We start from the raw sequence: 25,194 nt of genomic DNA on the forward strand, positions 1-25,194 counted from the left end.
GACTTCATGAACGTGCATTATTCACTAAAAAAGCGACTGATTTGGGGCACCTCAATCTTCAGTGTGATCTTAGGTTGTATTTTGATTTTTAGTGCATATAAGGTTGCACTTCAAGAAGTCGATGAAATTTTAGATACTCAAATGCAGTACTTAGCCGAAAGAACGGCTGAGTACCCCTTAAAAGCAGTAAGTAGCAAGTTTGACTTACATCGAACTTACCACGAAGAAGATTTATTTTTAGATATCTGGGCTTATAAAGATCAGGCTAATTTATCTCATCATCTGCACTTATTGGTTCCTCCTGTCGAGCAAGCTGGGTTTTATTCACATAAAACCGCTGAGGGTGTAGTCCGAACATATGTTCTACCGTTAAAAGACTATCAAATTCAGGTGAGTCAACAAGAACGTGTTCGTGAAGCTTTCGCATGGGAGCTTGCGGGCAGCATGTTCATTCCTTATTTAATTATTTTACCTTTTGCGATATTTGCCTTGGCCGCTATTATTAGTCGTGGTTTAAAACCAATAGATGATTTTAAAAATGAGTTAATGGAACGAGATTCTGAGGAATTGACACCAATTGAGGTGCATAATTATCCTCAGGAGCTTTTGCCTACCATTGATGAAATGAATCGTCTGTTCGACCGTATTTCTAAAGCACAAAATGAACAGAAGCAATTCATTGCAGATGCTGCTCATGAATTACGAACACCTGTTACTGCACTGAACTTACAAACCAAGATTTTGCTAAGTCAGTTTCCTGAACATGAGTCGTTGCACAACTTAAGCAAGGGATTGGCACGTATTCAGCATCTGGTTACACAGCTTTTGGCACTGGCAAAGCAAGATGTAACGCTTAGTATGGTTGAACCTACCGGCTATTTTCAGCTTAACGATGTGGCTTTAAATTGCGTTGAGCAGTTAGTTAATTTAGCCATGCAAAAAGAAATCGATTTAGGCTTTGTGAGAAATGATCCTGTTGAGATGCATAGTATTGAACCTACTGTGCATTCGATTATTTTTAACTTAATTGATAATGCGATTAAATACACACCGCATCAAGGCGTTATTAACATTTCAGTTTATACCGACCCAGATAACTACGCATGTATTCAAATTGAAGATAGTGGTGCAGGTATAGACCCTGAAAATTACGATAAGGTACTTAAACGTTTTTATCGAGTACACCACCATCTGGAAGTAGGAAGTGGTTTAGGTTTATCAATTGTAGACCGTGCAACTCAAAGACTTGGTGGAACTTTAAGTCTCGACAAGAGTTTAGAGCTTGGTGGTCTTTCTGTTTTAGTGAAGTTACCTAAAGTACTACATGTAAATGAAACAAGAGCTTAACTAAGCTCTTGTTTTAATTGTTTTTCGAACTCAAAGCGATGAATACAAATCGCATAAAATAAAATATTGACTGCCCAAACGACCCAACCAGTCCATAAGTTATGACTCAGAAAATGTGCTCCTCGCATCATTTGTGCCCAGCCCATCATAAAACCCAATAAAATGCCTGCAATTAAATAAAAGTAAGCACGTTTAGGTTGTTCAAGGCGATAAACAAAATAACCAGTCATGATGATAAAACCAGCGCTAGCATGACCACCCGGGAAACAATGTCCGTGTTTCGCCGTGAAGTCCCAAATATAGCCACCTAAACTGTTAGGATGAACCATATTCCAAGGGCAGGCATGAGCGGATTGTGACTTGAGTAGACCAACAACACCGCTACCGATCATACTGACAAAAAACATATAACCATATTGCCAGCGATATATTTTTAGCTTTTCTACTTTAAATGAAGCAAGCCAGAGGCCAAAAAACATAATATAAACCGCAGTAATAATATCTTTTACGATTTGATGATTAAGTCTTTCAAGATACCAATTTTCCCGATTAAAAAATTGACCAGTTGAATCAATCCAAGGTTGGATAAGATACATATCAATTTTTCCACCCACTGGAAATACAAATAAAAGTATAAAAAAACTGATGGTAAGAAAAATAAGCTGAAGCTGAAAAAAATGTTTTTGTTGATTCATTGTGTTGTAACATCAATTTAAGCGTGAATTGAAGGCATTACATAAAATAAAACTTAAATTGTTCTTAAACTATTTAATATTTCATCTATAAATCTTAAGATAATATTAAAATTAATATATTTTTCAATATTCTAAATTGATTAAATAAAGACTTAAAAGAATATTTTTTAATCAATAATTAGTGTTTTTATTTAAGAAGTTTTACTTATATAGCGCATTATGAAGCAGGATATTTAAATCCTGCTTCATAATCGCTGAATTAAAACATACCTTCTTCAGAGTTGGCAGAGATTTTATGAATAGATAAATCTGCACCTCTAAACTCATCTTCTTGAGATAAACGAATACCAATAGTTGCTTTAAGTAAGCCATAAACAATAAAGCCACCAGCGAGTGCAATGGCAATAGCGAGTGCTGTTCCAATCAACTGAGAAATGAAAGATACGCCGCCTAAACCACCCAGCCACTTTTGACCAAATAAACCTACGGCAATACCACCGAATGCGCCGCAAACACCATGTAGTGGCCATACACCTAGTACATCATCCACCTTGAGTTTATTTTGAGTATAGGTAAATAGGTACACAAACATTGCACCAGCTGCACCACCAATAACAAGCGCACTGACTGGATGAACAATGTCAGAACCCGCACAGATTGCAACTAAACCTGCAAGTGGACCATTATGTAAGAAACCAGGGTCATTTTTTCCAATTGCATTTGCGGTAATGGTTCCGCCCACCATTGCCATGAGTGAATTAATAGCGACTAGGCCAGAAATGGCATCAAGACGTTGAGCGCTCATTACGTTAAAGCCAAACCAACCTACAATCAAAATCCATGATCCAAGTGCCAAAAATGGAATAGAAGATGGTGGGTGAGCACTTACGCGACCATCTTTCTTATAACGACCAGAACGAGCACCTAATAAAATAACCGCAGCAAGTGCGATCCAACCACCCATGGCATGCACCACAACTGAACCTGCAAAGTCGTGAAAAGCTGCACCAAAAGTTGTTTCTAACCACTTTTGTAGACCGTAGTTACCATTCCAGACCATTCCTTCAAAAAAAGGATAAACCAGACCAACTAAAGCGAGTGTTGCAATTGCTTGCGAACGCATTTTGGCGCGTTCAGCAATACCGCCTGAAATAATGGCAGGAATTGCCGCAGCAAAAGTGAGTAAAAAGAAGCAACGCATTAAGTTGTAGCCATGATCACTTGCTAGGGCTGTGCCGTCATGGAAGAAATGCTGGCCATAAGAGATGTAGTAGCCAACAAAGAAATAGGCGATTGCAGAAAGGGCAAAGTCAGTCAGAATTTTACTAAGCGCGTTCACCTGATTTTTATGGCGAACCGTACCAAGTTCCAAGAATGCAAAACCTGCGTGCATGGCAAGAACCAAAACTGCACCAAGTAATAAGAAAAATAGATCTACATTTTGCATAGCATGCTCGAAAAAAGTGCTAAATTCCATTTTGGAACAAATCTGGGTCTGTAAATTGCACCAAAATAGATTTAAGGAATCTAAAAACCTAAGTTTGTCGAAACAAACTCAATTGCATAAAAGTGAATATGCAATAAGCGCACCAATTTGGATTAAATAAGTAGTTTTTGGCGATAAATGGTGCGTTGATTTGGTTAAAGAGGGGCAGTTTTGGCGCTTTTTACGTTACAAGTCATCTAATACGCTCATAAATTGACCTGAAAGAGTTCGTTCTCAAAGTTTAAAAAGAGTCACCCATTTTTATTAATGATCTGACCAGACCGATTGTGCGACTTCAATAAAAGCTTTCGCAGCGGGACTCATATGCTTTTTATTTTTGACTGCGAGACCAATAGAACGTTTAAGGTTTAGTTTAAAAGGGCGTTTAACCACGTTGGGATAAAGTGAGAGTAACTCTTTGGTGAGCACCATATCAGAGACAATCGAAATCCCTAACTGGTTATGGACCATGCTGACGATACTTAGAATTTGTGAAACATAAAATTTGATGTCTGGTTTCACATTAAAGTTTTTTAAAATTAATTCGACCTGATGTCGACTACCCGCCATTGTCATAATAAAAGGGCAATTTTCTAGCTGTGCTGGATCAATATAGAGTTGTTGCGCGAGCGGGTAACTATTCGGAATTAGGGCCACAAAACGATCTTCAATTAAAGGGAATGTATCGAATCGCTCATCTGGCATAATCAAGAAACCGACCTCAATGCGCCGTTCTAATAACCACTGGGCAACTTCTTTATCTTCACCTTCATCAATATAAATTTCGATTTTTGGGTAACGCTGCCGAAAGGTTTCTAAAATTTCAGGTAATAGATAAATAGAGGATGAAGCCCCAAAAGACCCTATACGTAATGTTCCTTCATTTAAACCGTGGATGGCCGCCACTTCTTTTTCTAATGTATCGGAAATACTCAATAACTCTTTTACATGAGTAAGAAGCTGCTGACCTGTCGTGGTGAGTTCAATATCACTTTGGGTTCTTGAAATTAGGTTAATGCCCCATTGTTGTTCTAATGATTTAAGTGCATGAGAAACTGCCGACTGTGAAATTCCCAGCTTTTCTGCAGTAGCAGTGAAGCTTTTTAGTTCAGCAATGAGTGCAAAAATTTCAAGCTGGGTAAATGTCATGTTGTATTTGTTATGAGTAAAAACTCATTTTATCATGAGTTTTCATTATCTTTAATATATGAGTAAGCCAAGCGAATTGCCAAAACAGCAAGCCCTAACAAAACTCGAGTAAAGAAATGAATAGTATTGTTTTATCTCTCTTTCCTTTAGTTGCATTAATTGCATCGGGATACTTATTTAAAAAATATCGTTTTTTTAGCGATGAGTTTTGGGCTGGGGCAGAGAAGCTTAATTACTATATTTTATTTCCCACTTTACTTTTTAGTACGCTATCGACTGCAAAAATTGACTTACAAAGCTTAAGTACAGCCATTATTGCGATGTTGATTGTGGTTTTAGCAGTAACTGCCTTTTTATACATACTCCGAATGTTTTGGCACATACCGCCTGCACGTTTTGGTGTGCACGTACAAAGTATGGTTCGCTTCAATACCTATATTGGTTTGGCTTTAGTGACTTCGCTTTTTAAAAATGAAGGAATGGCAATTCTGGCAATTTTATTGGCGCTTTGCATTCCACTTGTAAATATTATTTCTGTGCTTGCTTTAACCTCTAAAGAACACATGGCAATTAAACCTGTTTTGATTGCACTCCTTAAAAATCCTTTAATTGCATCGTGTGTAGTTGGGGCAGCAGTCAATGCACTTCAAATCCCGATTTGGGAAGGTTTTACTCAGTTTATTAAGCTTTTTTCAGTGTCGAGTTTGCCACTAGGTTTGTTATGTGTTGGCGCAGCTTTACAGTTTATGCAAATTAAAAAAGATATTGTGGTATTGGCAGCAGACACGTTTGCACGACTTTTAGCAGTGCCTGCCTTGGCTTACGCTGTCTGCATGTGGTTTGGTTTACCAAGTTTGCAAACACAAATTTTAGTCATTTTCTTTGCACTACCGACTGCTTCTGCTTCATATATTTTAACCAAAGTTTTGGGTGGCGATAGTCAGCTTATGGCAGCTGTGATTAGCTTTCAAACTTTATGTGCTGCCGTGACTTTGCCACTGGTGATTTGGTGGATTTCTTAAGGCATAAATTTTAGGTCTCTTAACACTTAAAGAATGCTAGCTACCTTCCTCATATAATTATTGCTACACTTTTTTCTTTTTTAGGTGGATAAGTATGTCCTTTGATCTCAAAGTGAGCTTGCAGCAAAGGTCTGAGCCGTCTGCACAGCAGAAAAAACTGAATCGCCTGATTGATAAAATAGAGCAGCAAAAAGTTAGCCTAAGCACATGGCAAAATGCACAAGCCGAGATTCAACAGCACATTCGGCAAAAACTGATGCCTGTGTATAGCGATTTGCATGAGGTCTTATTTCAGCAGTTAGATCAACTCTGGAATATGTTACATAGCCATGAGTTTTCCAAAGTGGATATGCAACAACTCGATGAAAAAAATGCCCAGCTTGCACAAATGTTGAAGCGCTCCAAAATGCTATCTACTGAACAGTTAGAGTTAGTAAAGCAAATCGATACCTTTTATCAGCAACATGCACAAGAGTCGGTAAAAAAGAATAAAAAAGCTCAGCCAATAGAATTTGAATATGATGAAAGTACTGAGCAAAGTGCAGAGTTAGGAGAAGACTTTGAAAAGTATGCTGCCGAGCAACAACAAGTGCGGGAACAAGCCAAACAGCAAAGACAACAACAAAAACGTGAACAAGCCGAGCAAATGGCAGCACAGTCACTCAAAACAGTTTATTTAAAAATTGCCGCGATGATTCACCCAGACCGTGAGCAAGATGAAACTAAAAAATTAGAAAAAACCGAGCTGTTCCAACAAGCAAGTCAGGCCTATGAAAAGCAGGATTTGTTTTATTTACTCAAACTCCAATTACAGCTTGAACAGAATAAAGGGTTAGGCGCTAAAGAATTATCTGCGGAGCAGTTACGGTTTTATAAACTGGCTTTAGATGCACAAAGTCAGCAGCTTGAAAGTCAAATTGCTGAGATTTTGGATTCTTTTCAGTTGGCAAAGAATGTAAAAGCAGAGCATGTGCATATTAGTGATGTGTATAAAGCTATAGATACTGATTGTGCTGAGTTAAAACAGCAGGTGAAGTGGGAAAAGGAGCGTTTAAAGCATATGAAAAAGGTGAGTGGGATAGAGATGTTGTTGGGGCATGGGGTTGTATAATTTATTAGGTCTAGCTCACTTCAACCTTTCTCTAGAAATAGAGGGAATATTCATTATTAAATTTATGAAGATATAAAATCAGATGTTTTCCCCTCCTTGTAAGAGAGGAATTAACTGAGGGCTAACTTAAAATTTGATTTAATAGTTTTGGTAACTCTTCGAACTTTTCAAACCAAATAATATTGACGCCAAGTTCAGAAAACATTAATTCTTGTAGATTATGATGTCTTTCAAGAAAAGCCGATTCTAACTTTGTTGAGTTTTTCACCTTTTTTGAAATTTCAGAAATATTAATTCGTTTTAGAAATGCAAAATGTTGAATATTTTCATTTCCAGTTTGGGCAATCTCAAGTAGTCGACGTAAATTAGGATCATCCATTGATAACCCAATCATAATACAAGTATTTTCTTTTAAGGTTGATAGCTGGATTAAATTTGACCAATGATAGGGATTAGAATACATACGATGGTATCCCTCTTCTGAAAAAATTAAGTCCATTTTTTCAAAAGAATTATCATTAGATAATTCTACATTCTGAGGTATAAATCCATGTACATGGTATATAGGTAATTCTTCATTACTATATTTGTCGTTATCTAAAAAAATAGATCTATATATTAAGTTGATACTATCTAAATGTTGTTCAAATAAATTATCAAAATTGTAAGTAATTACAGATTTAACTTTTGCGCCTGTTCTAGTTGGAATACATAATTTACCGATAATATTTATTAGTTCAGACTTCTTTATCTCTCTATTATAGAGGGTTTTTTGTAATTCTTTTATAAAGCTTTGCGAATCTTGATTTTGAGTAAAGAAACCAGTACGTAAATATCTTGCGGAAAGTAATGCTGAACTTAAATAGTTTTCTGAAAATGTTTTACTAATATGTTTAATAACTTCTATATATTCACTAGCAGGCATATTACTAAGTTCTGGAGTATCACTACTACTATTAATTAGGTAGGTAATAAATAAACTTGATATTAATTCATCCCAGCTAGGTAGATTAGCACTACATGACACACCTGCACCTAGTAGTAGAGAAGTCTTTCCACTGTTTTTATATTGGGATTTTAATTCTTTTAATAAATTGTCCCTTTTGATTTTCCAATTTTCTTTTTTTGAAAATACAAGATTTTGGAGTTTCACTGAAAAGAGTTTATCTACAATATCATTAATATCATCTGTTAGGTCCGTAAGAATATTATTTAAAAAATTTTTACTATAGACTTTTAAATTTAATTCTGAGTTGGGATATGAACTTAATATTTTTTTCTCTAATGACAAAGCATCATCATCATCTAATAAGGTAATGAAAATTATAGAATTAAATTGATCTTTATTTATTAGATTAAAAATTAATGACTGAGCTTTTTTTAGTTCAAACTCTTGATCTATTTTTTTTCTAATATTTTTATAGTCATTTACTAGTATCTTTTCTAAATCAGCAAAAATTTCTATACCACAAGGTGCTTTATGGTTTTCAAAATCGGATTCTAGGATTAAATCAAATTCATATGATCCAGTATTTCTGTGCTTATATTTGATTTTATTCTTATCAAAATATTTATCTAAAATTGTTTCAATCAAAATGGAAGTATCAACTTTACTTATTGATCCATTTTTCTTAAAAATTTCGCTAATTAAATTATCAATATTCATATTGCAAAAAGAAGCCCCTAAAGGCTTCATTTTTACATAATAAATATTAATTTATCAATACCTTAAAGCGCAGTAATCTGCTTCCTATTCGCTTTAACTTTCTTAACTGAGCAACAAACTCAGCAAGCTTTGCTTTTTCATCCTTAATAACTCCTGATGGGGCTTTAGACACAAAGCCTTCATTTGCAAGTTAGCCCGTGATTTGGTCGGTAGCTTCTAAAATAAGAAATCGTTGAGGTTATATTCTTTATAAAATATAGTGTGAAAATTATAAAAATTAAAAGATCAGATTTATGAATGAAGAATTTATTCAATTATCAAAAGAACTTAAACATAGACCTATTTTAGAGAAGGCTTTAGGTCATTTTCCTAACATACCTTTAGTTGCTATCGATTGTGGCTGTGGCGCTGGCAATGAATCTGCTTATCTACTCTCAAAGGGATTTAATGTTCATGCTTTTGATATTTCAATTGATGCGCAAAAAGTCTGTACTGAGCGATTCAAAGATGATTCTAAATTTATTTTCTATCATGAATCTTTTGAAGACTTTAATTTCTCGTCTGCAAGCTTAATTATTGCTTCATCAAGTCTATTCTTTTGCGATCCAAGTTATTTTTATAGTGTGATTAAACGAATTATAAATGTACTTCCTGAAGGCGGAATTCTGATAGTTGATTTATTGGGGATTCAAGATGAATGGATTACTAGTGAACCTGCAAAATTTATAGGTTTTACTTATCAAGATATAGCCGACTTATTTTTATATGACTTTAATTTATTGTTTCATAAAGAAATTAATGAAAATTTACCTTTATTAAATGGTTGCATAAAATCATGGCATCTCCATATGCTGATTCTACAAAAAAAGTAATTTTTAAAATATAGAAAAACCCAGAACCTGTTTGCACAGATTCTGGGTTTATTCGACTAAAAAAGCTTAAAGCGCAGCAATCTGCTCCATATTCGCTTTAACTTTCTCTAACTGAGCAGCAAATTCAGCAAGCTTCGCTTTTTCACCTTCAACAACCGCTGCTGGTGCTTTAGATACAAAGCCTTCGTTTGCAAGTTTGCCCGCGATTTGGTCGTGTTGCTTTTGGATTTTATCCAAGTCTTTTTGCAAACGAGCAAGCTCAGCTTTAGGGTCGATTAAGCCTTTCATTGGTACAAATACCGATGCATGGCTAACAACGCTAGAGCAAGATAAAGGTGGCTCTTGGTCTTTATTCAAGAACTCAATGCTTTCAACTTTAGCCAATGCTTTGAATAATGCTTCAATACGAATAATTTGTTCGCGTTCAGCATCAGAAGTGTTTTGAAGTAATACTGGCAACAAGCGCGCATTACCTAAGCCTAACTCACCACGAATGTTACGTACTGCACCAATCAAACCTTGAAGCCATTGCATATCTGCTTCAGCTTGTTCATTGATTTTTGCTTGCTCAGGAATAGGGTATTGAGCAGTCATAATCGTTGGACCGCCTTGACCAAGCATTGGTGCAAGCGTTTGCCAGATTTCTTCTGTCAAATACGGCATTAACGGATGAGCTAAACGTAATGATGCTTCCATGACTGCAAGTAATACACGGCGTACTTCAGCTTTACGCTCTTCTGAAACTTCTGCATCGTTCAGAACTGGTTTAGTTAACTCAACGTACCAGTCACAGTATTCATTCCAAATAAAGTCATAAATCGCTTGAGCAGCAAGGTCTAAACGATACGTTGCAAACGCTTGGTGTACAGCAGCTTCTGCTTTTTGCAGACGGCTCATAATCCATTGTTCTGGAAGTTCCCATAGATCAGGGCGCGCTTCTTGACCAACAGTTTGACCTTCAACGTTCATCAGAACGAAGCGAGTTGCGTTCCAGATTTTGTTACAGAAGTTACGGTAGCCTTCAACACGTTTTAAGTCGAACTTAATGTCACGACCAGTGTTTGCAAGGGCACAGAACGTGAAACGAACTGCGTCAGTACCATAAGCATTAATACCTTCTGGGAACTCTTTGCGCGTTGATTTTTCAATCTTCGCTGCATCTTTCGGGTTCATTAGGCCAGTTGTACGTTTTGCAACTAAGCTTTCTAAATCAATACCGTCAATCAAGTCTAATGGGTCAAGTACGTTACCTTTAGACTTCGACATTTTTTGACCTTCACCATCACGTACCAAGCCGTGAACGTAAACAGTCTTAAATGGAACTTGCGATGAACCATCTTCATTTTTCATGAAGTGCAGGGTCATCATGATCATGCGGGCAACCCAGAAGAAAATGATGTCAAAACCAGTCACCAACACATCTGTTGGGTGGAAAGTTTTTAAGAAATCATTTGCTGTGTCTTTTTGTGCGTCGCCAGTCCAACCTAAGGTTGAGAATGTCCAAAGTGCAGATGAGAACCATGTATCAAGAACGTCTTCGTCTTGTTTTAGTTCAACATCAGCCGCGATGTTGTTTTTCGCGCGTACTTCTTCTTCATTACGGCCCACATAGATGTTGCCATTTGCATCGTACCAAGCTGGAATACGGTGACCCCACCAAAGCTGACGTGAAATACACCAGTCTTGAATGTCACGCATCCATGCCATGTACATGTTGCTGTATTGCTCTGGAACAAACTTAATGCGACCATCTTGAACTGCTTCAATTGCAGGTTCAGCAAGCGGCGCAATTTTTACGTACCATTGGTCAGTCAGTAATGGCTCAATGATCACGCCTGAACGGTCGCCACGTGGCGCTTTTAAGTCATACGGTTGGATTTGATCTAACCAGCCTTCAGCTTCAGCTTGAGCAACTAATTTTTTACGTGCTTCAAAACGCTCTAAACCAGCATATTCCGCAGGTGCAGTAATAGTTTTAGAAATTTGTTCGCCAGCTTTGGCAATATATTCAAACTCGCCTAAAACTTCGGCGTTTTTGTTGAAGATATTAATGATTGGCAAGCTATTGCGTTTACCTAGGTCATAGTCGTTGAAGTCATGAGCAGGGGTAATTTTTACACAGCCAGTACCGAAGTCTTTTTCAACGTAGTCGTCAGCAACGATCGGAATTAAGCGACCTGTAATTGGCAATACAATGTTTTTACCAACAAGGTGTGCATAGCGCTCATCTTCAGGGTGAACGGCAACAGCAGTATCACCGAGTAAAGTTTCAGGACGAGTTGTTGCAACGACTAAATAGTCTTTGCCATCTTGAGTTTTAACTGATTTGTCTTCAAAGAAATATTTAAAGTGCCAAAGTGAGCCTTTTTCTTCTTTGCTTTCAACTTCAAGGTCAGAAAGAGCGGTTTGAAGTTTAGGGTCCCAGTTTACAAGACGTTTACCGCGGTAAATTAAACCGTCTTCGTGCAAACGAACGAATACTTCTTTAACTGCGTTTGATAGACCTTCGTCCATCGTGAAACGTTCACGTGACCAGTCTACAGATGAACCTAAACGACGAATTTGTTTGGTAATTGTGCCGCCAGATTGTTCTTTCCATTCCCAAACTTTTTCGATGAACTTTTCACGGCCTAAGTCGTGACGAGTTACACCTTGTAAGCCAAGTTGACGCTCAACAACCATTTGAGTTGCAATACCAGCATGGTCTGTACCTGGTTGCCACAACGTGTTTTTACCCATCATGCGGTTATAACGGGTGAGAGCATCCATAATGGCATTGTTAAAACCATGGCCCATGTGCAAACTACCAGTGACGTTTGGTGGCGGAATCATGATACAGAATGATTCACCGTGACCAGAAGGTTTGAAGTAACCTTGTTCTTCCCACGTTTTGTACCACTTCTTTTCGATCTCGGTTGGATCGTATGTGGTTGCAATATTTTGAGCGGTTTGAGCGTCAGACATAGTAGCTTAGATCGAATATGCATAAAAAATTGCATCTATTGTAGCAAAAAAATGCCTCGAAATTAATGTGCTGAAAACAGATAAACGGTTTTGTATTTTTTTCAAAAAACGGTAGATTTATGAAGCATGGATCACAATTTAATCGTGTAGCGGCACGGCACAAAAATTACAAAAGAATTGATAAGGGATGCAACTCATGAGCTATAAAGTTTTCTTAAAAATTTCCGACTCGACCTATACGCAATTTGCTGCGATTCGAGAGAAATTGCACACTGGGGTAAAAGAAAGCCAATCCAAAGTATTAGGTAATGTTCTTTCCGATTTATCTTGCGAAATTATTGAGCAAGTGTTCTCGGTATTGTTACAGGCAGAGCAAGGCAACTCGGCTATGACTGAGAAACAGCGTCACGAGTCCGAGAAAGTTCTTCAACAAATTTTAGATACTTTCCGAAAGTATATGCCTTGGTCAGTCTCTTTTTTTGGTAATGAACGACTTTTACCTTTGGTTGATTATATGACCTCACTCATGAAAGAACGTGAGCAAGATGTTTATATTACATACCCCATAACCCAACAACTTGTGCAACAAGCTCAAACACTGACCGAGCAAATACGCGCGGGCAATATGCAAAGCGTAGAAGAAGCTTTTCAAACCTTGATTCAAATTGTGGATTTAGGCGTAACAAGCCTAGTACGTGAACCTAAAAAACGTTTAAAATTTAATTTGGTTGTCGATAAAACCCTAAATGGGGTCATTAATATGACAACGCATTTGGGCTATAAACGTTTGGAAAAACTGGGAACGCAGGTTGATCAGACCACAGCAACTCATTATATCAACCACTTTTTGGCCTTCATGCATCAAGCAGCATAATTTAAAAAGATAATAGGAAGTTAAAATGGCCAAACTTGATACTTTGCAAAATAAAGTGGTGTGGATTACGGGAGCATCTTCCGGTTTAGGGAAAGCTTTAGCTGGTGAGTTTGCTCTGCAAGGTGCTCAAGTGATTTTAACTTCACGCCGCTTTGAAGAGTTAGAGGAAGTCCGTGTTGGTTTACTGCATCCAGACCAACATCTATCTGTAGTTGCAGACATTACCAAGCAAGAGCAAGTTCAAGAAGCGTATGAGCAGATTTTAAAAGCCAAAGGCCGAATTGATTGGCTTATTAATAATGCGGGTTTAAGTCAACGTGCTTTGATTCAGGACACCACAATGGAAACTGAAAGAGCCATTATGGAAGTCGATTATTTCTCACAAGTCGCATTAACTAAAACTGTGCTGCCGACCATGCTCAAACAAAAGTCTGGTCGAGTTGTATTTGTGTCTAGTGTAGCAGGCTTATTAGGGACACAATACCGTGCAAGTTATTCGGCTGCTAAAGCTGCTATTCATATGTGGGCCAACAGTTTACGTGCCGAAGTTTCAGATCAGGGCGTTGAAGTTTCTGTGATTTTCCCAGGCTTTGTAAAAACCAATGTTTCTTTTAATGCATTAAATGGTGCAGGGCAGCCTCAGGGCCATCAAGATGAAGCAATTGAAAATGGATTAGAAGCAGATGTTTTTGCAGAACAGTCAGTTAAGGCGTTAATGCAAGGGCAAGAATATATAGTAGTGGGCGGCACGAAAGAAAAATTAGGAGTTATGGTTTCCCGTATGTCCCCGAAATTACTTTATAAAATGATTCGAAAAACAAAAGTGAAATAAAAAAGAGATTTCGCCGTGCTAAATTGATGGAAAACCCACATAGAAGGTTCACCATGGATCAAGACTACCATCGTATCTTAGATGTTGTAACGCGTTTTCAATTGGTCTTTGACAAGAAAAATTGGGATGCGTTTGATGAGTTATTGGCCGATCAACTTGAGGTGGACTATTTCCAGTTTAGAGGAGAACCTTTATGTGTGGTGTCTTGTCATGAATTTAAAGGTTCTCGGCAACAAGCTTTGTCGCATTTACGACTACAGCACAATTTGAGTAATCCTCTTATTCGGATTGAACAAGACCGAGCATGGTTAGAATGTAATTATCAAATTTACCGTTTTTCGGAAAATGATTATTTTCATTCTTTTGGTCGCTATTATTTTACTTTGGCAAAACAACAGGATAAATGGAAAATTACCGGAATTTGCCAACACTTAACTAAAAATATTGGCAATCCACGTATTCACTTTTCTGCTATGGGGCAGTGCTAGTCTTTGACTGCTGTACCATAAGCAAAAACCTCAATCATTCCGCCTTGCATACCGAGTTCGGTTGTACTCAGCCGAACCCCCATAATATGGTTAGCACCTACACTATGTGCTTGTTGTTTTAAACGAATAATCGCTTCGCGGCGAGCACGCTTAACAATACTTTCATAACTGCTAAGACGTCCACCTAAAACGTTTTTTATAGAAGCCAGTACATATTTAAAGTAGTCATGGGAAATGACCACATTACTGCTAATAAATTGGCCCAACTGATCACTGGTCGAAAAACGATTGGTATCAATTCTGATATGGGCAAATTGTTGCTCTTTTTCTAGAAGTTCATTCAAATGTTTTTGTTCAATATGACGGCCAAACGCCCAACCGATACTGAAAAGAATGAGAAAAATAACAAGCTGAAAAATAAGATTGTCCATTTTCTACCTATGCTTTAAATGGGTCTGGTAGATGTGGAGTTTGAGGTTGCACAACGACTGCTGTGCCATATACAAATAGCTCGGAAGCGCCTTGGGCAATGTTTGAAGTTGAAAAACGAATGCCAACAATTGCATTTGCGCCAAGCTGTTGGGCTTTTGCAATCATACGATCCATAGCTTCTTGGCGGGATTCTTCTAAAAGTTCGGTGTAGCCTGTAAGTTCACCACCCACAATATTTTTTAAACTTGCCATGAGGTCACGGCCTACATGTTTGCTACGAACAGTGCTTCCATACACAACATCGAGTTGTTTTAAAATTTGATGGCCTGGAACGCTTTCTAAATTACTTAATAACATTGTTTTTTATCGATCGACATTTCTTAAATATTCAAGATAAAAAATATTCAGATGAGTTGCAATAAAAAAGCCCACCGAAGTGAGCTTTTATGAAAATCAGATTTAAAGCTTATTGCTTTTTCAGTTCAGCACTTGATGGTTGATGTACCACTGTATCTGAAGAGTTTGATTTTAAACCACCACCTAGAGTTTTATATAACTCGATTTGGTTGTTTAAGTTTGCTTGTTGAAGCAATAACAAACCTTGTTCTGCTGAATAAGATGAACGCTGTGCATCAAGAACAGTCAGATAACTATCAATACCAGCACGGAAGCGAGCATTTGAAAGTGTGTAGTTGCGGTTAGTTGCTTCTACCAAACGTTGTTGTGCTGTTAAACGGTCACCAATGTTGGCACGTGTAGCAAGTGCATCATTCACTTCACGGAACGCAGATTGAACTGATTTTTCATAATTAGACAATGCAATTTTCTGATCAGTTTCAGAAATTTTTACATTGGCACGACGAGTGCCCCAGTCAAAGATTGGTAAATCTAAACTTGGGCCAATTGACCATGCAAAACCACCAGACTTAAATAGATCACTTAAGTCAGTTGATGCATAACCAGCTGAACCCGTTAAGCTAATGGTTGGGAATAAACGTGCTTTTGCAGCACCAATATTCGCACCCGCAGCGCTTAAGTTATATTCAGCCGCTTTTACATCTGGACGGTTGTTTAACAAGTCACTTGGTAAACCAGCAGTGAATACATTTTGCTGAGCAACACGTTTTACTGGTTGCGTAGGCAACAAGTTTTGTGCAACTGGTTGACCCACAAGTAAGTTCAACAAGTTTTGTGCTTGGGCAATCTGTGTTTTGTAGTTCGCTACGTCATTACGTGCAGTTTCTACAGAAATCTGTGCCTGACGTAATGGAACTTCACTGTCGATACCTACATCAAAACGTTTTTTGTTGAGATTGTAAGAGTCTTGCTGTGCTTTAAGTGTTTGCTCTGCAAGTCGTAAGTTTGCTGTTGCAAACGAATAATTTAACCATGCTTGAGCAACTTCGCTGATAAGACTGATTTGAGTCGAATCGCGAGCACTTTGAGTTGAAAGATAACTATCTAAAGCAGCATCTTTTAGACTACGAACACGACCCCAAAAATCAAGCTCGTAAGCAGTTACACCCAGACCTACTTGATAAGTAGAGTAGGGGTTATTTGGATTACTGCTTGGAGTAACTTGACGAATCGCACTAGCGCTTGCACCAATAGTTGGAAGCTGATTGTTCTTTGTAATCTGATATTGCTCTTGAGCACGTTCAATATTGAGCGTTGCTGTACGCAAGTCACGGTTGTTGGCAAGAGCCAAGTCAATCACTTCGAGCAAACGAGGATCAGCAAAGAACTGCTTATAACCTTGTTCAGCAATAGACGTACCAGAAGCGCTGTTATATGCATAGCTTTGTGGTATATCGGTTTTCACGACTGGTTCTGGGCCGCGCATGCTTTGACAAGCTGCCAAAGCAAGCGCAAGTGCAGATACCGCAATGCTACGACCTGAAATAGACCATACTTTTTGCATCACGATTTATGCTCCTGAGTGTTTATGGTTTTTGGTTTGTACTTAAAGATACTACGAATCCACACATAGAATACAGGGATAAAGAAGATACCTAAGAACGTTGCACTGAGTACGCCACCAAGTACACCAAAGCCTACCGAGTGTTGACTTCCTGCACCAGCACCTGTTGAAAGAGCAAGTGGAAGTACACCGAAACCGAAGGCAAGGGTCGTCATGATAATTGGGCGTAAACGCATTTTTGCAGCATGTAAAGTTGCATCAAGCAAGTCTTCACCTTTCTCTTGTAGCTCTTTTGCGAACTCGACAATCAAGATCGCATTTTTTGCAGAAAGGCCGATCACCGCAATAATTGCTACTTGGAAGTAAATGTTATTTGAGAGATTTGGATCTCCTTTAATAATCATACCCAAGTAAGTCAATACGATTGCACCAATGACACCAAGTGGTACCACCAGTAAAACTGAGAATGGAATTGACCAGCTTTCATACAATGCTGCTAAGCAAAGGAATACGATTAACAATGAAAGCGCATATAAGAATGGAGCTTGAGCACCTGACTCACGTTCTTCAAGTGATAAACCTGTCCATTCATAGTCGAAACCTTGTAAGCCCATAGATGGTAACTTACCAATAATTTCTTCCATTGCTTTCATGGCATCACCAGAGCTCACGCCAGTTGCAGGAGTACCTTGAATGTTAACCGATGATACGCCGTTATAACGTTCAAGACGAGGAGAACCATAAGTCCATTTGCCTGTAGCAAATGCAGAGAATGGAACCATTTCACCTTTGTTATTACGTACATACCACTTGTTTAAGTCTTCAGGCATCATACGGCTACCCGCATCACCTTGAACATAAACTTTTTTCACACGACCACGGTCAACGAAGTCGTTAATGTATGAACCACCCCATGCAATACGCATTGTATTGTTGATGTCAGCAATGCTGACACCCATTGCGCCAGCTTGAGCCTGATCTACATTAATTTGATACTGAGGTGTATCTTCCTGACCATTTGGACGCACACCCATCAGGCGTTTATCTTGTGATGCAAGACCTAAAATCGTGTTACGAGCGGCAATCAGTTTCTCATGGCCTTGACCACTTGAATCTTTAAGCTGTAAGTTAAATCCGGCAGTTACACCCAATTCAGGCATCGCTGGTAGTTGTAATGGCATGATATAAGATGCGTCTTTAACGATCATATTTAATGCCATACCACGTTTAATTAATGCACCGATTTGAGTTTCTGGTGATGTACGCTTGCTCCAGTCTTTTAACTTAATAAATCCAATACCAGCATTTTGACCCACACCTGTGAATGAGAAACCAGAAACGGCAAAGACAGACTCAACAGTGTCTTTTTCATTCATAAAGAAGTTTGTCATGGTATCAATCACTTTACCTGTGCGGTCAAGCGTTGCATTTGGAGGTAGTTGAACAAGTGTCATTACAACGCCCTGATCTTCTTCTGGTAAGAATGAAGATGGGAGTTTTTGGAACAAGAATACTAAAAGGGCAACTACAACAGCATAAAGAACGCCAGAGAAGATTTTGCCTTTAAGCATGCGACTAACACCATTTTGGTAGCTATGCGACATGCGGTCAAAACCATTGTTAAAGCTTCTAAAGAAACGGGCAAAGATATTATTGCTTGGTTCTTTGTTCGGATCATGCTGTTTTAAAATAGTTGCACAAAGAGCAGGGGTGAATGTTAATGCTACAATTAGCGATAGAACCATTGCTGTTACAAGGGTAATCGAGAATTGACGGTAAATTACACCCGTTGTACCACCAAAGAAGGCCATTGGTACGAATACCGCTGTCAATACACTGGTAATACCCACTAACGCACCAGAAATCTGCTGCATTGAACGAGAAGTTGCCGTAACCGGATCGGTATGGTCTTCGCTCATTACACGTTCAACGTTTTCGACTACAACAATTGCGTCATCGACCAGAAGACCGATTGCTAATACCATAGCGAACATGGTTAAAGTGTTAATCGAGAAACCGAAGATATTAATAACAGCAAATGTACCTAATACAACTACTGGAACTGCAAGCGTTGGAATAATCGTTGCGCGCCAGTTTTGTAAAAATAGGAACATGACGATGAATACCAAAATCACAGCTTCAATTAATGTGTGTACTACACTTTCAATTGAAAGACGGATGAATGGAGTCGTGTCATAAGCCAATTTATCAGCAAGACCTGCTGGATAGTTCTTACGTAATTCAGATAAACGTTGTTCAACTGCAGCAGCAGTATCAAGTGCGTTCGCACCTGTTGCAATTTTAATTGCAAGACCGCCTGCTGGTTTACCATTAAATTTTGAGTCGAACTGGTAGTTATCAGAACCTAACTCTACGCGAGCAACATCTTTTAAACGAACTTCAGCACCAGATGCTGTGTTCTTTAAGAAGATATTTTTAAACTGCTCAGGAGTCTGTAACAAGCTTTGTGCGTTTACTGTTGCGTTAAGTACTTGACCTTGTACGGCAGGTGCGCCACCTAACTGACCTACAGCAACTTGCGAGTTTTGTGCTTGTAGCGCAGTCGCAATATCACTTGGAGTGAGTTGATAACTTGTTAGTTTGGCCGGATCAAGCCAAATACGCATTGCGTATGAACCACCAAATACTTGTACCTCACCAACACCAGCAACACGGCTAAGCGGTTCTTTAATTGTCGAGTTTACATAGTCTTTAATGTCTGAGTCTGAAAGGCTGTTATCTGGTGAGTAAAATGCAATAACTTGCAAGAAGCTTGCACCAGATTTAGTAACAGTTACACCTTGACGTTGTACATCTTCAGGTAGAAGAGCAGTTGCAGATTGCAATTTGTTTTGAACCTGAACTTGTGCAATATCAGGGTCAACCCCTTGCTCAAAGTTTAACTGAATAGATGCCTGACCATTACCAGCACTGTTAGATGAAATATAGCGTAAGCCATCAAGACCATTCATTTGTTGTTCAATGATCTGGGTTACGGTATTTTCAACGGTTTCAGCCGATGCACCAGGGTAAGTCGCAGCAATCGTGACTGTCGGTGGTGCAATCGTTGGATACTGTGCAATAGGCATTTTTGTTAGCGTGAGAATACCCGCCAACATAATGACTAATGCAATCACCCACGCAAAGATGGGGCGATGAATAAAAAATTGTGCCATTCAATCTACCCCTTATGCATTTGAAGCTGCTTTCTGTTCTGCTTGAGGTTTACCTGATTGAGCCGGTTTAGCAGCATTTGGTGCTGCACCTTGAGGATTTGCTGGTTGAGCTTGATAAGGTTTTGCCGATACTTCTTGCCCTTCTTTAACTTTGGCAACACCATCAACAATGACTTTATCACCGGCTTTTAAGCCGTTTGTCACAATCCAGTTTTGTCCTTGAACACCTGAGGTTTCAACAGGACGACTCTCAACAGCCCCTTTAGCATTAACAAGCATTGCTACAGCTTGACCTGTAGGTAGACGTGTAATGGCTGCTTGTGGGATCAGATAAGCATTTGGAACAACACCCTGAACAATTTGTGCAGTGGTATACATACCCGGAAGCAATAAATGATTCGGGTTAGAGAATACGGCACGTAATGTAATTGTTCCTGTATCTTGGTTTACAGAAGCATCAGAGAAAGCAAGCTGGCCTTCGATTGGGTAGGTAGAACCATCTTCAAGCTTTAATTTTACTTTCGTGTTGTTACTATTATTCAGACTGCCTTTACTCAATTGTTGACGTAAACGCAATAATTCAGCACTAGACTGATTAATATCAACATAGATTGGATCTAACTGTTGAATTGTCACTAACGGATCAGTCTGATTTGCAGTAACCAAAGCACCAGCTGTTACTGTCGAACGTCCAGATTGCCCAGAAATAGGAGAGCGAATTGTAGAATAACCAAGATCTACATTTGCATTTGTTACTTGAGCCTTAGCTGCAGCAACTTGTGCTTCTGCAACATTAACTTGACCAAGTAAATCATCGTATTCCTGTTTAGACACAGCATTACTAGAAACAAGTTGTTTGTAACGATTTAACTTGGTACGTAGTGAAGCTAGATTTGCCTGTTGTTGTAGGAGAGATGCTTTTGCATTTTCTAACGTTGCGCGGTTCGTTCTAGAGTCAAGCTCATAAAGTGCCTGACCTTCACGAACGTAGCTTCCTTCAGCAAATAAACGTTTTAAAATCACGCCACTTGTTTGAGGGCGAACTTCAGAAATTTGATATGCTGAAGTACGGCCTGAAAGCTCAACGCTTTGTTCAACACTTTGTGGTTGAGCAACAATAACACCTACTTCTGCAGGCGGCATTTTCTGAGCAGCAGCAGCTTGCTGTTTCTCATCGGAGCCTTTGCTACAACCAACAAGTGCGATACTTGTTGCTAATGCGCAAGCAGTAAGGGCTGGTGCCCAAAGCTTAGCCGACATCATTGTTCCACCTCGTTTAGATAAAATCTAAAAATATATTTGTTTTCTACTTAACCTACTTTGTGTTTGTAATAACCAGAGCCAAAGCAGTGCAATCCAAATAAAACCAATGCCCCAACCAGCGAGTACATCTGTTGGGAAATGAACTCCTGCATATATTCTTGAAAGCCCCATACACACAAACCAAAGACAGGAGATCAAAACAATATAAGGAGAGTTAGTGTTGTGCTTATGGCATAACATAATCATTGCCAGACAAGCCAGTGTTGATGCATAAACACTGTGTGCACTTGGGAACGATGCACCGTAACTTTCAACAATATGATATGCCGCAGGAGGTCTAGGCCGGTTAACACACCATTTGAGCAGCCAACCAATGGTGATACTGCCGATAACTCCCAAGCTAATGAAAATAACAGTAATAAATTTTTTATACCATGCTAAATATACACATACTAGAAAGGATAAAAAACATACAAAAGGCATGCCGCCTACGCGTGCAAGAAAGGTAGTTATACTATTAAGATAATCTAAACGATGATGACTCAATGTTTGAACGGTGAGCAAGTCCAAAGATTGAAGACTTGGTACAAAAAGACCAAGAACACCTAATCCTAAAAAAACACAACCAATACAAAGCAATAGATAGGGCATAAACACACCTTTGCTCATTCATATAGTTTTTTCACTATTGAATGCCGTTGAAAGTGTACTTGCCAGTACACTTTTTTTCAAGCCTGATAGATCATCGTAAATTCATTTTGAAATTTTTTTAACATTTGGAAAAACAATCACAACAAAATTGACGAAATTCACATTTTATGTACAAAGCAAAACTCAGTGTTCTGCTTTTTTTCCGCTACTAGCTTGTGTATTTTCTTCGAGTTCTAGTGGTTGTTTTGGTGGCCAAAAGAAATCGCTTGGACGTGTAAGAAAATGGGTCATGACCAGTTTGGCTAAAGGTTTCCATTGTTCAAAGCGAACTCGGCGTGCGCGTAGGGCTACAATAATCGTTAAGGTGAAACTTACGAATAAGTTGGTGAGGCCGATACAGAGCACACCTAAAAACGAAACTATAATCAAACCAATATCAGGGCTACCATTAATGGTCATTAAACCTTGTATGAAGTTCGCTGAAGCAAAGGCAATATGTCGAATATCAAGAGGTAGACCAAGGATGAAACCTATGGTTCCCATACTTCCTAGCATGACACCAAATAGAAAGTTACCCGCAAGTGCACCTAAGTTACGTTCAATATATTCAGCAAAACGATTAAGACGTTCTTGTCCAAATAAACTGCGTAGTCGGCGATGAGCTTTTAAACGTGGTCCAACTTTTCTATAAACAGCCATATTATCGAAATAGCCTGCAATCAGACCCGACAAGAACAAACACACACCTGCAATTGCTGCATGTGGAACTGCTAACGACGTAAAAGGATTTAAGCTATGTAATAAATAGGTTGCTTTGGTATGGGTTAATAAAGGCTCATCTAGGTAAAACTGCCAAGCAAAAGTAATGAGCGCGGCAGTAGGAATCGCAATTGAGATGTTACCCAAAATAGCAATAAACTGAGTTCGAATAATATTGATAATAAGTGCTGCTAATTCTGCAATTTGTGCAGTTTTAGAGCCTTTACGCTGCTGTACAGTTGCAGCGAGTGCAGCAGCGGTCATTGCTGGCTGTTTTGTTGCAACTGTAAAGTGCAGTACGTGAATCAGAATAAAGCCAAGTGAATAGTTCATACTGAACGTAAAGGCTTGCATGAGCGGTGCCATTGTCATTCGTGCAGCAAGAATCTTTAATGTTGCCATGCAGGCAATAATGACACCTGCACCAGCAGCAGCTTTGTACATTCCCCAAAAGCCTTTAGTGTCTGTACTTACATAATGTTCACCGGTACGGCTCGCATTTTCTGTAACCTGAAATGCGATGAGTTCACTGGTGGTGCTTAATAAAGAGCGAACACTTTTTTCACTATAATGGGCTTTAGTTAAGTCCGAAATTAGGTTTCCTAAAGAAACGTAGCGTCCTTCACTGTCGTCTACAACTAGATAAAGTAATAATTCAATTCGGTCTAAACACTGCTCAAGCAAAGACAATAAATAAGTCAAACTTAAACTAACACCGATTCTTTTGGTGGCCCGACGTATTTTTAAAACAACATCTCGACATTGTTCTAACATTACAAAGGCTTGAGAAGCATCTGGAGGTACTGTTACGACAGTGTCATGTTGAGAAATATCTTGTTTTTTATATTTTTCGATAAACTCAATGATTTCGCGGTTTTGTACCAAAAAAGGTGATTCGTATTCAGTTAGTTCTGGTTGAGCATTAATAAACTCGGGATAAAGACCAATACCGCTAATCCGATAAGACAAGACGGTAATAGCCTTAATCATCTCTCGTTGAATAGCGTGTTTTTCATCGACGTTACTATTACTTTGTCCAATAAGTCCGAATAACGTTGCCCAATTTTTATCATCAATATGATTCAACCAGATTGAATCACTTTCTAAATAGAAAATTTTCCCAATCAAAATTTTGAGTTGACTTGAATCTTCAATAAGTGGCAGGAAATGGCCACCGAGTCTTTGCCCAAGCTGATTCCAGAAACCATCTAAAGACAGAATCCCGCTATCTGCATATAAGCTCACTTGCTTATATTGATTAATTAAACGTAATAAAAAGGATTGTAAGAGAGCTGAAGCGGTAGGGGTAAGTAAAAGACTGTCAATAAATGCTTGTATTTTTTGTTGTATTTCCTCCGTATCGTGAGGATCGGATGGCCGTAAAGCATTGACTAAATCAATAAGTATATTTTCATCAATAACAGCTTGAGGATTTTCAAGCTGTTTCTGGATTTTTAAAAAATGATCTGAAAAATTTATATGCATAGGCAAAATAGTATCTACTGTATTCGATGTAATGCAAGCCGAGTTAAATTCATCAATGCCTGACGATAAGGTGTATCAGGTAAGATGGATAAGGTTTGCAGTGCTGCTTCTGTTTCTTCTTGGGCACGACGCTGGCAATAATTTAAAGCACCAGACTTTTGTACAATTTCAATGACTTTTGATAATTGGTCAACCCCACCAGTCGCAATACTACGACGAATAATGGCGTGTTCTTCACCAGTTGAATGTGCTAATGCTGAAATTAACGGTAAAGTCGGTTTACCTTCCATCAAATCATCACCAATATTTTTACCTAATGTTTCAGCATCCGACGTGTAGTCTAAAATATCGTCAATAATTTGGAAGGCATTTCCAAAATGACCTGCAAATAATCTTAAAGGTTCACGATAGGCTTCTTGGCCCGCCAAAATAGCAGCACCTTCAGTTGCAAGTTCAAATAAGCGAGAAGTTTTACCGTGAATAATTTTTAAATATGTTTCTTCGGTTGTATCTGGTTGATGCTGAGATTGAAGCTGTAGTACTTCACCTTCTGCAATTTCACATGTACCTGTTGAGAAGTCTTTTAATAAGGTCATGTTGTTTAAGTCGACCAATAGGTCAAAAGCGCGAGCAATAAGGAAATCACCCACTAACACGGCAGTTTGGTTGTTCCAAGTTGCATTCGCAGTAGGACGACCACGTCGAAGCCCCGATTCATCGACCACATCATCATGCACTAAAGTTGCTGTATGGAGCATTTCAATAATGGCTGCCAGACGCTGTGCATTTGCCATGTTCTCTAAACCACAAGCACGTGCTGCAAGTAAACACATGATTGGGCGCATACGTTTGCCACCAGCTTCAACAACATGTTTACTTACCGACATGACCAAGCCGACTTTTGAGCTAATTCCTTCATTAATCAAGTGATCCATCGCAGCAAAGTCTGTAGCAACAGGAGCGAGAATGTCTTGCTTAAAATCGATGACCATATGAAGAAA

The 25,194-nt window shown here is 38.7% G+C and carries 20 protein-coding genes and 1 pseudogene; 7 read left to right on the top strand and 14 right to left on the bottom strand.

Annotation, left to right across the window (positions count from 1 at the left end; translation table 11 throughout):
• The first annotated feature begins 12 nt into the window (after positions 1 to 12).
• A complete protein-coding gene (locus tag NE363_RS03675) occupies positions 13 to 1,347 on the top strand; it encodes a two-component system sensor histidine kinase PmrB (RefSeq protein ID WP_025465096.1) in 1,335 nt (444 codons plus the stop codon).
• On the opposite strand, the gene NE363_RS03680 is transcribed toward NE363_RS03675, so the two are convergent.
• From NE363_RS03680 to NE363_RS03690, 3 genes are all read right to left on the bottom strand, one after another.
• Positions 1,344 to 2,042 (bottom strand): phosphatase PAP2 family protein, encoded by a 699-nt coding sequence (locus tag NE363_RS03680; RefSeq protein ID WP_019457205.1) that lies wholly within the window; start codon positions 2,040 to 2,042, stop codon positions 1,344 to 1,346. The two genes, NE363_RS03675 and NE363_RS03680, sit on opposite strands and share 4 nt — an antisense overlap.
• A gap of 259 nt (positions 2,043 to 2,301) precedes the next feature.
• Positions 2,302 to 3,489: an ammonium transporter gene (locus NE363_RS03685; RefSeq protein ID WP_134263130.1), complete on the bottom strand. Its 1,188-nt coding sequence runs from the start codon at positions 3,487 to 3,489 to the stop codon at positions 2,302 to 2,304.
• Positions 3,490 to 3,792: 303 nt separating this feature from the next.
• Entirely contained in the window at positions 3,793 to 4,677 is an 885-nt protein-coding gene (locus NE363_RS03690) for a LysR family transcriptional regulator (RefSeq protein ID WP_445535848.1), read from the bottom strand.
• A gap of 116 nt (positions 4,678 to 4,793) precedes the next feature.
• On the opposite strand from NE363_RS03690, the gene NE363_RS03695 reads away from it, so the two are divergent.
• Entirely contained in the window at positions 4,794 to 5,699 is a 906-nt protein-coding gene (locus tag NE363_RS03695) for an AEC family transporter (protein WP_445535849.1), read from the top strand.
• A gap of 94 nt (positions 5,700 to 5,793) precedes the next feature.
• The gene (locus NE363_RS03700) at positions 5,794 to 6,810 is read left to right on the top strand and encodes a molecular chaperone DnaJ (protein ID WP_445535850.1); all 1,017 of its coding nucleotides are present in this window, start codon (positions 5,794 to 5,796) and stop codon (positions 6,808 to 6,810) included.
• Between the two features lie 121 nt (positions 6,811 to 6,931).
• On the opposite strand, the gene NE363_RS03705 is transcribed toward NE363_RS03700, so the two are convergent.
• Together NE363_RS03705 and NE363_RS03710 are read right to left on the bottom strand one after the other, a co-directional pair.
• Positions 6,932 to 8,476, bottom strand: coding sequence for an SIR2 family protein (locus NE363_RS03705; RefSeq protein WP_437256555.1), 1,545 nt, complete (start codon positions 8,474 to 8,476; stop codon positions 6,932 to 6,934).
• A 62-nt stretch (positions 8,477 to 8,538) separates the two neighbouring features.
• Positions 8,539 to 8,666 (bottom strand): annotated as a pseudogene (locus NE363_RS03710) (hypothetical protein); the annotation flags it as partial.
• A gap of 103 nt (positions 8,667 to 8,769) precedes the next feature.
• Here NE363_RS03710 and NE363_RS03715 point away from each other — a divergent pair.
• The gene (locus NE363_RS03715; RefSeq protein ID WP_445535851.1) at positions 8,770 to 9,348 is read left to right on the top strand and encodes a methyltransferase domain-containing protein; all 579 of its coding nucleotides are present in this window, start codon (positions 8,770 to 8,772) and stop codon (positions 9,346 to 9,348) included.
• A gap of 66 nt (positions 9,349 to 9,414) precedes the next feature.
• Here the strand turns inward: NE363_RS03715 and NE363_RS03720 are convergent, their stop codons facing one another.
• Entirely contained in the window at positions 9,415 to 12,312 is a 2,898-nt protein-coding gene (locus NE363_RS03720) for a valine--tRNA ligase (RefSeq protein WP_445535852.1), read from the bottom strand.
• Between the two features lie 196 nt (positions 12,313 to 12,508).
• Between NE363_RS03720 and NE363_RS03725 the strand changes: the two genes are divergently transcribed.
• The 3 genes from NE363_RS03725 to NE363_RS03735 are packed head-to-tail and all read left to right on the top strand — an operon-like array spanning position 12,509 to position 14,506.
• Complete coding sequence (locus tag NE363_RS03725) at positions 12,509 to 13,186, top strand: hypothetical protein (RefSeq protein WP_445535853.1); 678 nt, start codon at positions 12,509 to 12,511, stop codon at positions 13,184 to 13,186.
• Between the two features lie 25 nt (positions 13,187 to 13,211).
• A complete protein-coding gene (locus NE363_RS03730; RefSeq protein ID WP_100192996.1) occupies positions 13,212 to 14,018 on the top strand; it encodes an SDR family NAD(P)-dependent oxidoreductase in 807 nt (268 codons plus the stop codon).
• Between the two features lie 53 nt (positions 14,019 to 14,071).
• The gene (locus tag NE363_RS03735; RefSeq protein WP_346791331.1) at positions 14,072 to 14,506 is read left to right on the top strand and encodes a nuclear transport factor 2 family protein; all 435 of its coding nucleotides are present in this window, start codon (positions 14,072 to 14,074) and stop codon (positions 14,504 to 14,506) included.
• Here the strand turns inward: NE363_RS03735 and NE363_RS03740 are convergent.
• The 8 genes from NE363_RS03740 to sdsA all read right to left on the bottom strand — a co-directional run bounded on the left by NE363_RS03740 (position 14,503) and on the right by sdsA (position 25,185).
• Positions 14,503 to 14,937: a YbjQ family protein gene (locus tag NE363_RS03740; RefSeq protein WP_445535854.1), complete on the bottom strand. Its 435-nt coding sequence runs from the start codon at positions 14,935 to 14,937 to the stop codon at positions 14,503 to 14,505. The genes NE363_RS03735 and NE363_RS03740 overlap by 4 nt on opposite strands.
• 7 nt (positions 14,938 to 14,944) lie before the next feature.
• The gene (locus NE363_RS03745; protein ID WP_068936335.1) at positions 14,945 to 15,295 is read right to left on the bottom strand and encodes a YbjQ family protein; all 351 of its coding nucleotides are present in this window, start codon (positions 15,293 to 15,295) and stop codon (positions 14,945 to 14,947) included.
• Positions 15,296 to 15,404: 109 nt separating this feature from the next.
• On the bottom strand, positions 15,405 to 16,859 hold the full coding sequence (adeK, locus tag NE363_RS03750; protein WP_004705863.1) for a multidrug efflux RND transporter outer membrane channel subunit AdeK: 1,455 nt from the start codon (positions 16,857 to 16,859) through the stop codon (positions 15,405 to 15,407).
• Entirely contained in the window at positions 16,859 to 20,035 is a 3,177-nt protein-coding gene (gene adeJ, locus NE363_RS03755; RefSeq protein ID WP_445535855.1) for a multidrug efflux RND transporter permease subunit AdeJ, read from the bottom strand. Before adeJ ends, adeK begins: the two co-directional genes overlap by 1 nt.
• A 12-nt stretch (positions 20,036 to 20,047) precedes the next feature.
• Positions 20,048 to 21,298: a multidrug efflux RND transporter periplasmic adaptor subunit AdeI gene (gene adeI / locus NE363_RS03760; RefSeq protein WP_004705865.1), complete on the bottom strand. Its 1,251-nt coding sequence runs from the start codon at positions 21,296 to 21,298 to the stop codon at positions 20,048 to 20,050.
• A 24-nt stretch (positions 21,299 to 21,322) separates the two neighbouring features.
• Positions 21,323 to 21,949: a phosphatase PAP2 family protein gene (locus NE363_RS03765; RefSeq protein ID WP_004705866.1), complete on the bottom strand. Its 627-nt coding sequence runs from the start codon at positions 21,947 to 21,949 to the stop codon at positions 21,323 to 21,325.
• Positions 21,950 to 22,132: 183 nt separating this feature from the next.
• A complete protein-coding gene (locus tag NE363_RS03770; protein ID WP_039250042.1) occupies positions 22,133 to 24,193 on the bottom strand; it encodes a site-specific recombinase in 2,061 nt (686 codons plus the stop codon).
• Between the two features lie 14 nt (positions 24,194 to 24,207).
• Complete coding sequence (gene sdsA, locus NE363_RS03775) at positions 24,208 to 25,185, bottom strand: All-trans-nonaprenyl-diphosphate synthase (RefSeq protein WP_445535856.1); 978 nt, start codon at positions 25,183 to 25,185, stop codon at positions 24,208 to 24,210.
• Positions 25,186 to 25,194: the final 9 nt, after the last annotated feature.

The sequence above is a fragment of the Acinetobacter sp. G18 genome (genome assembly GCF_052660225.1).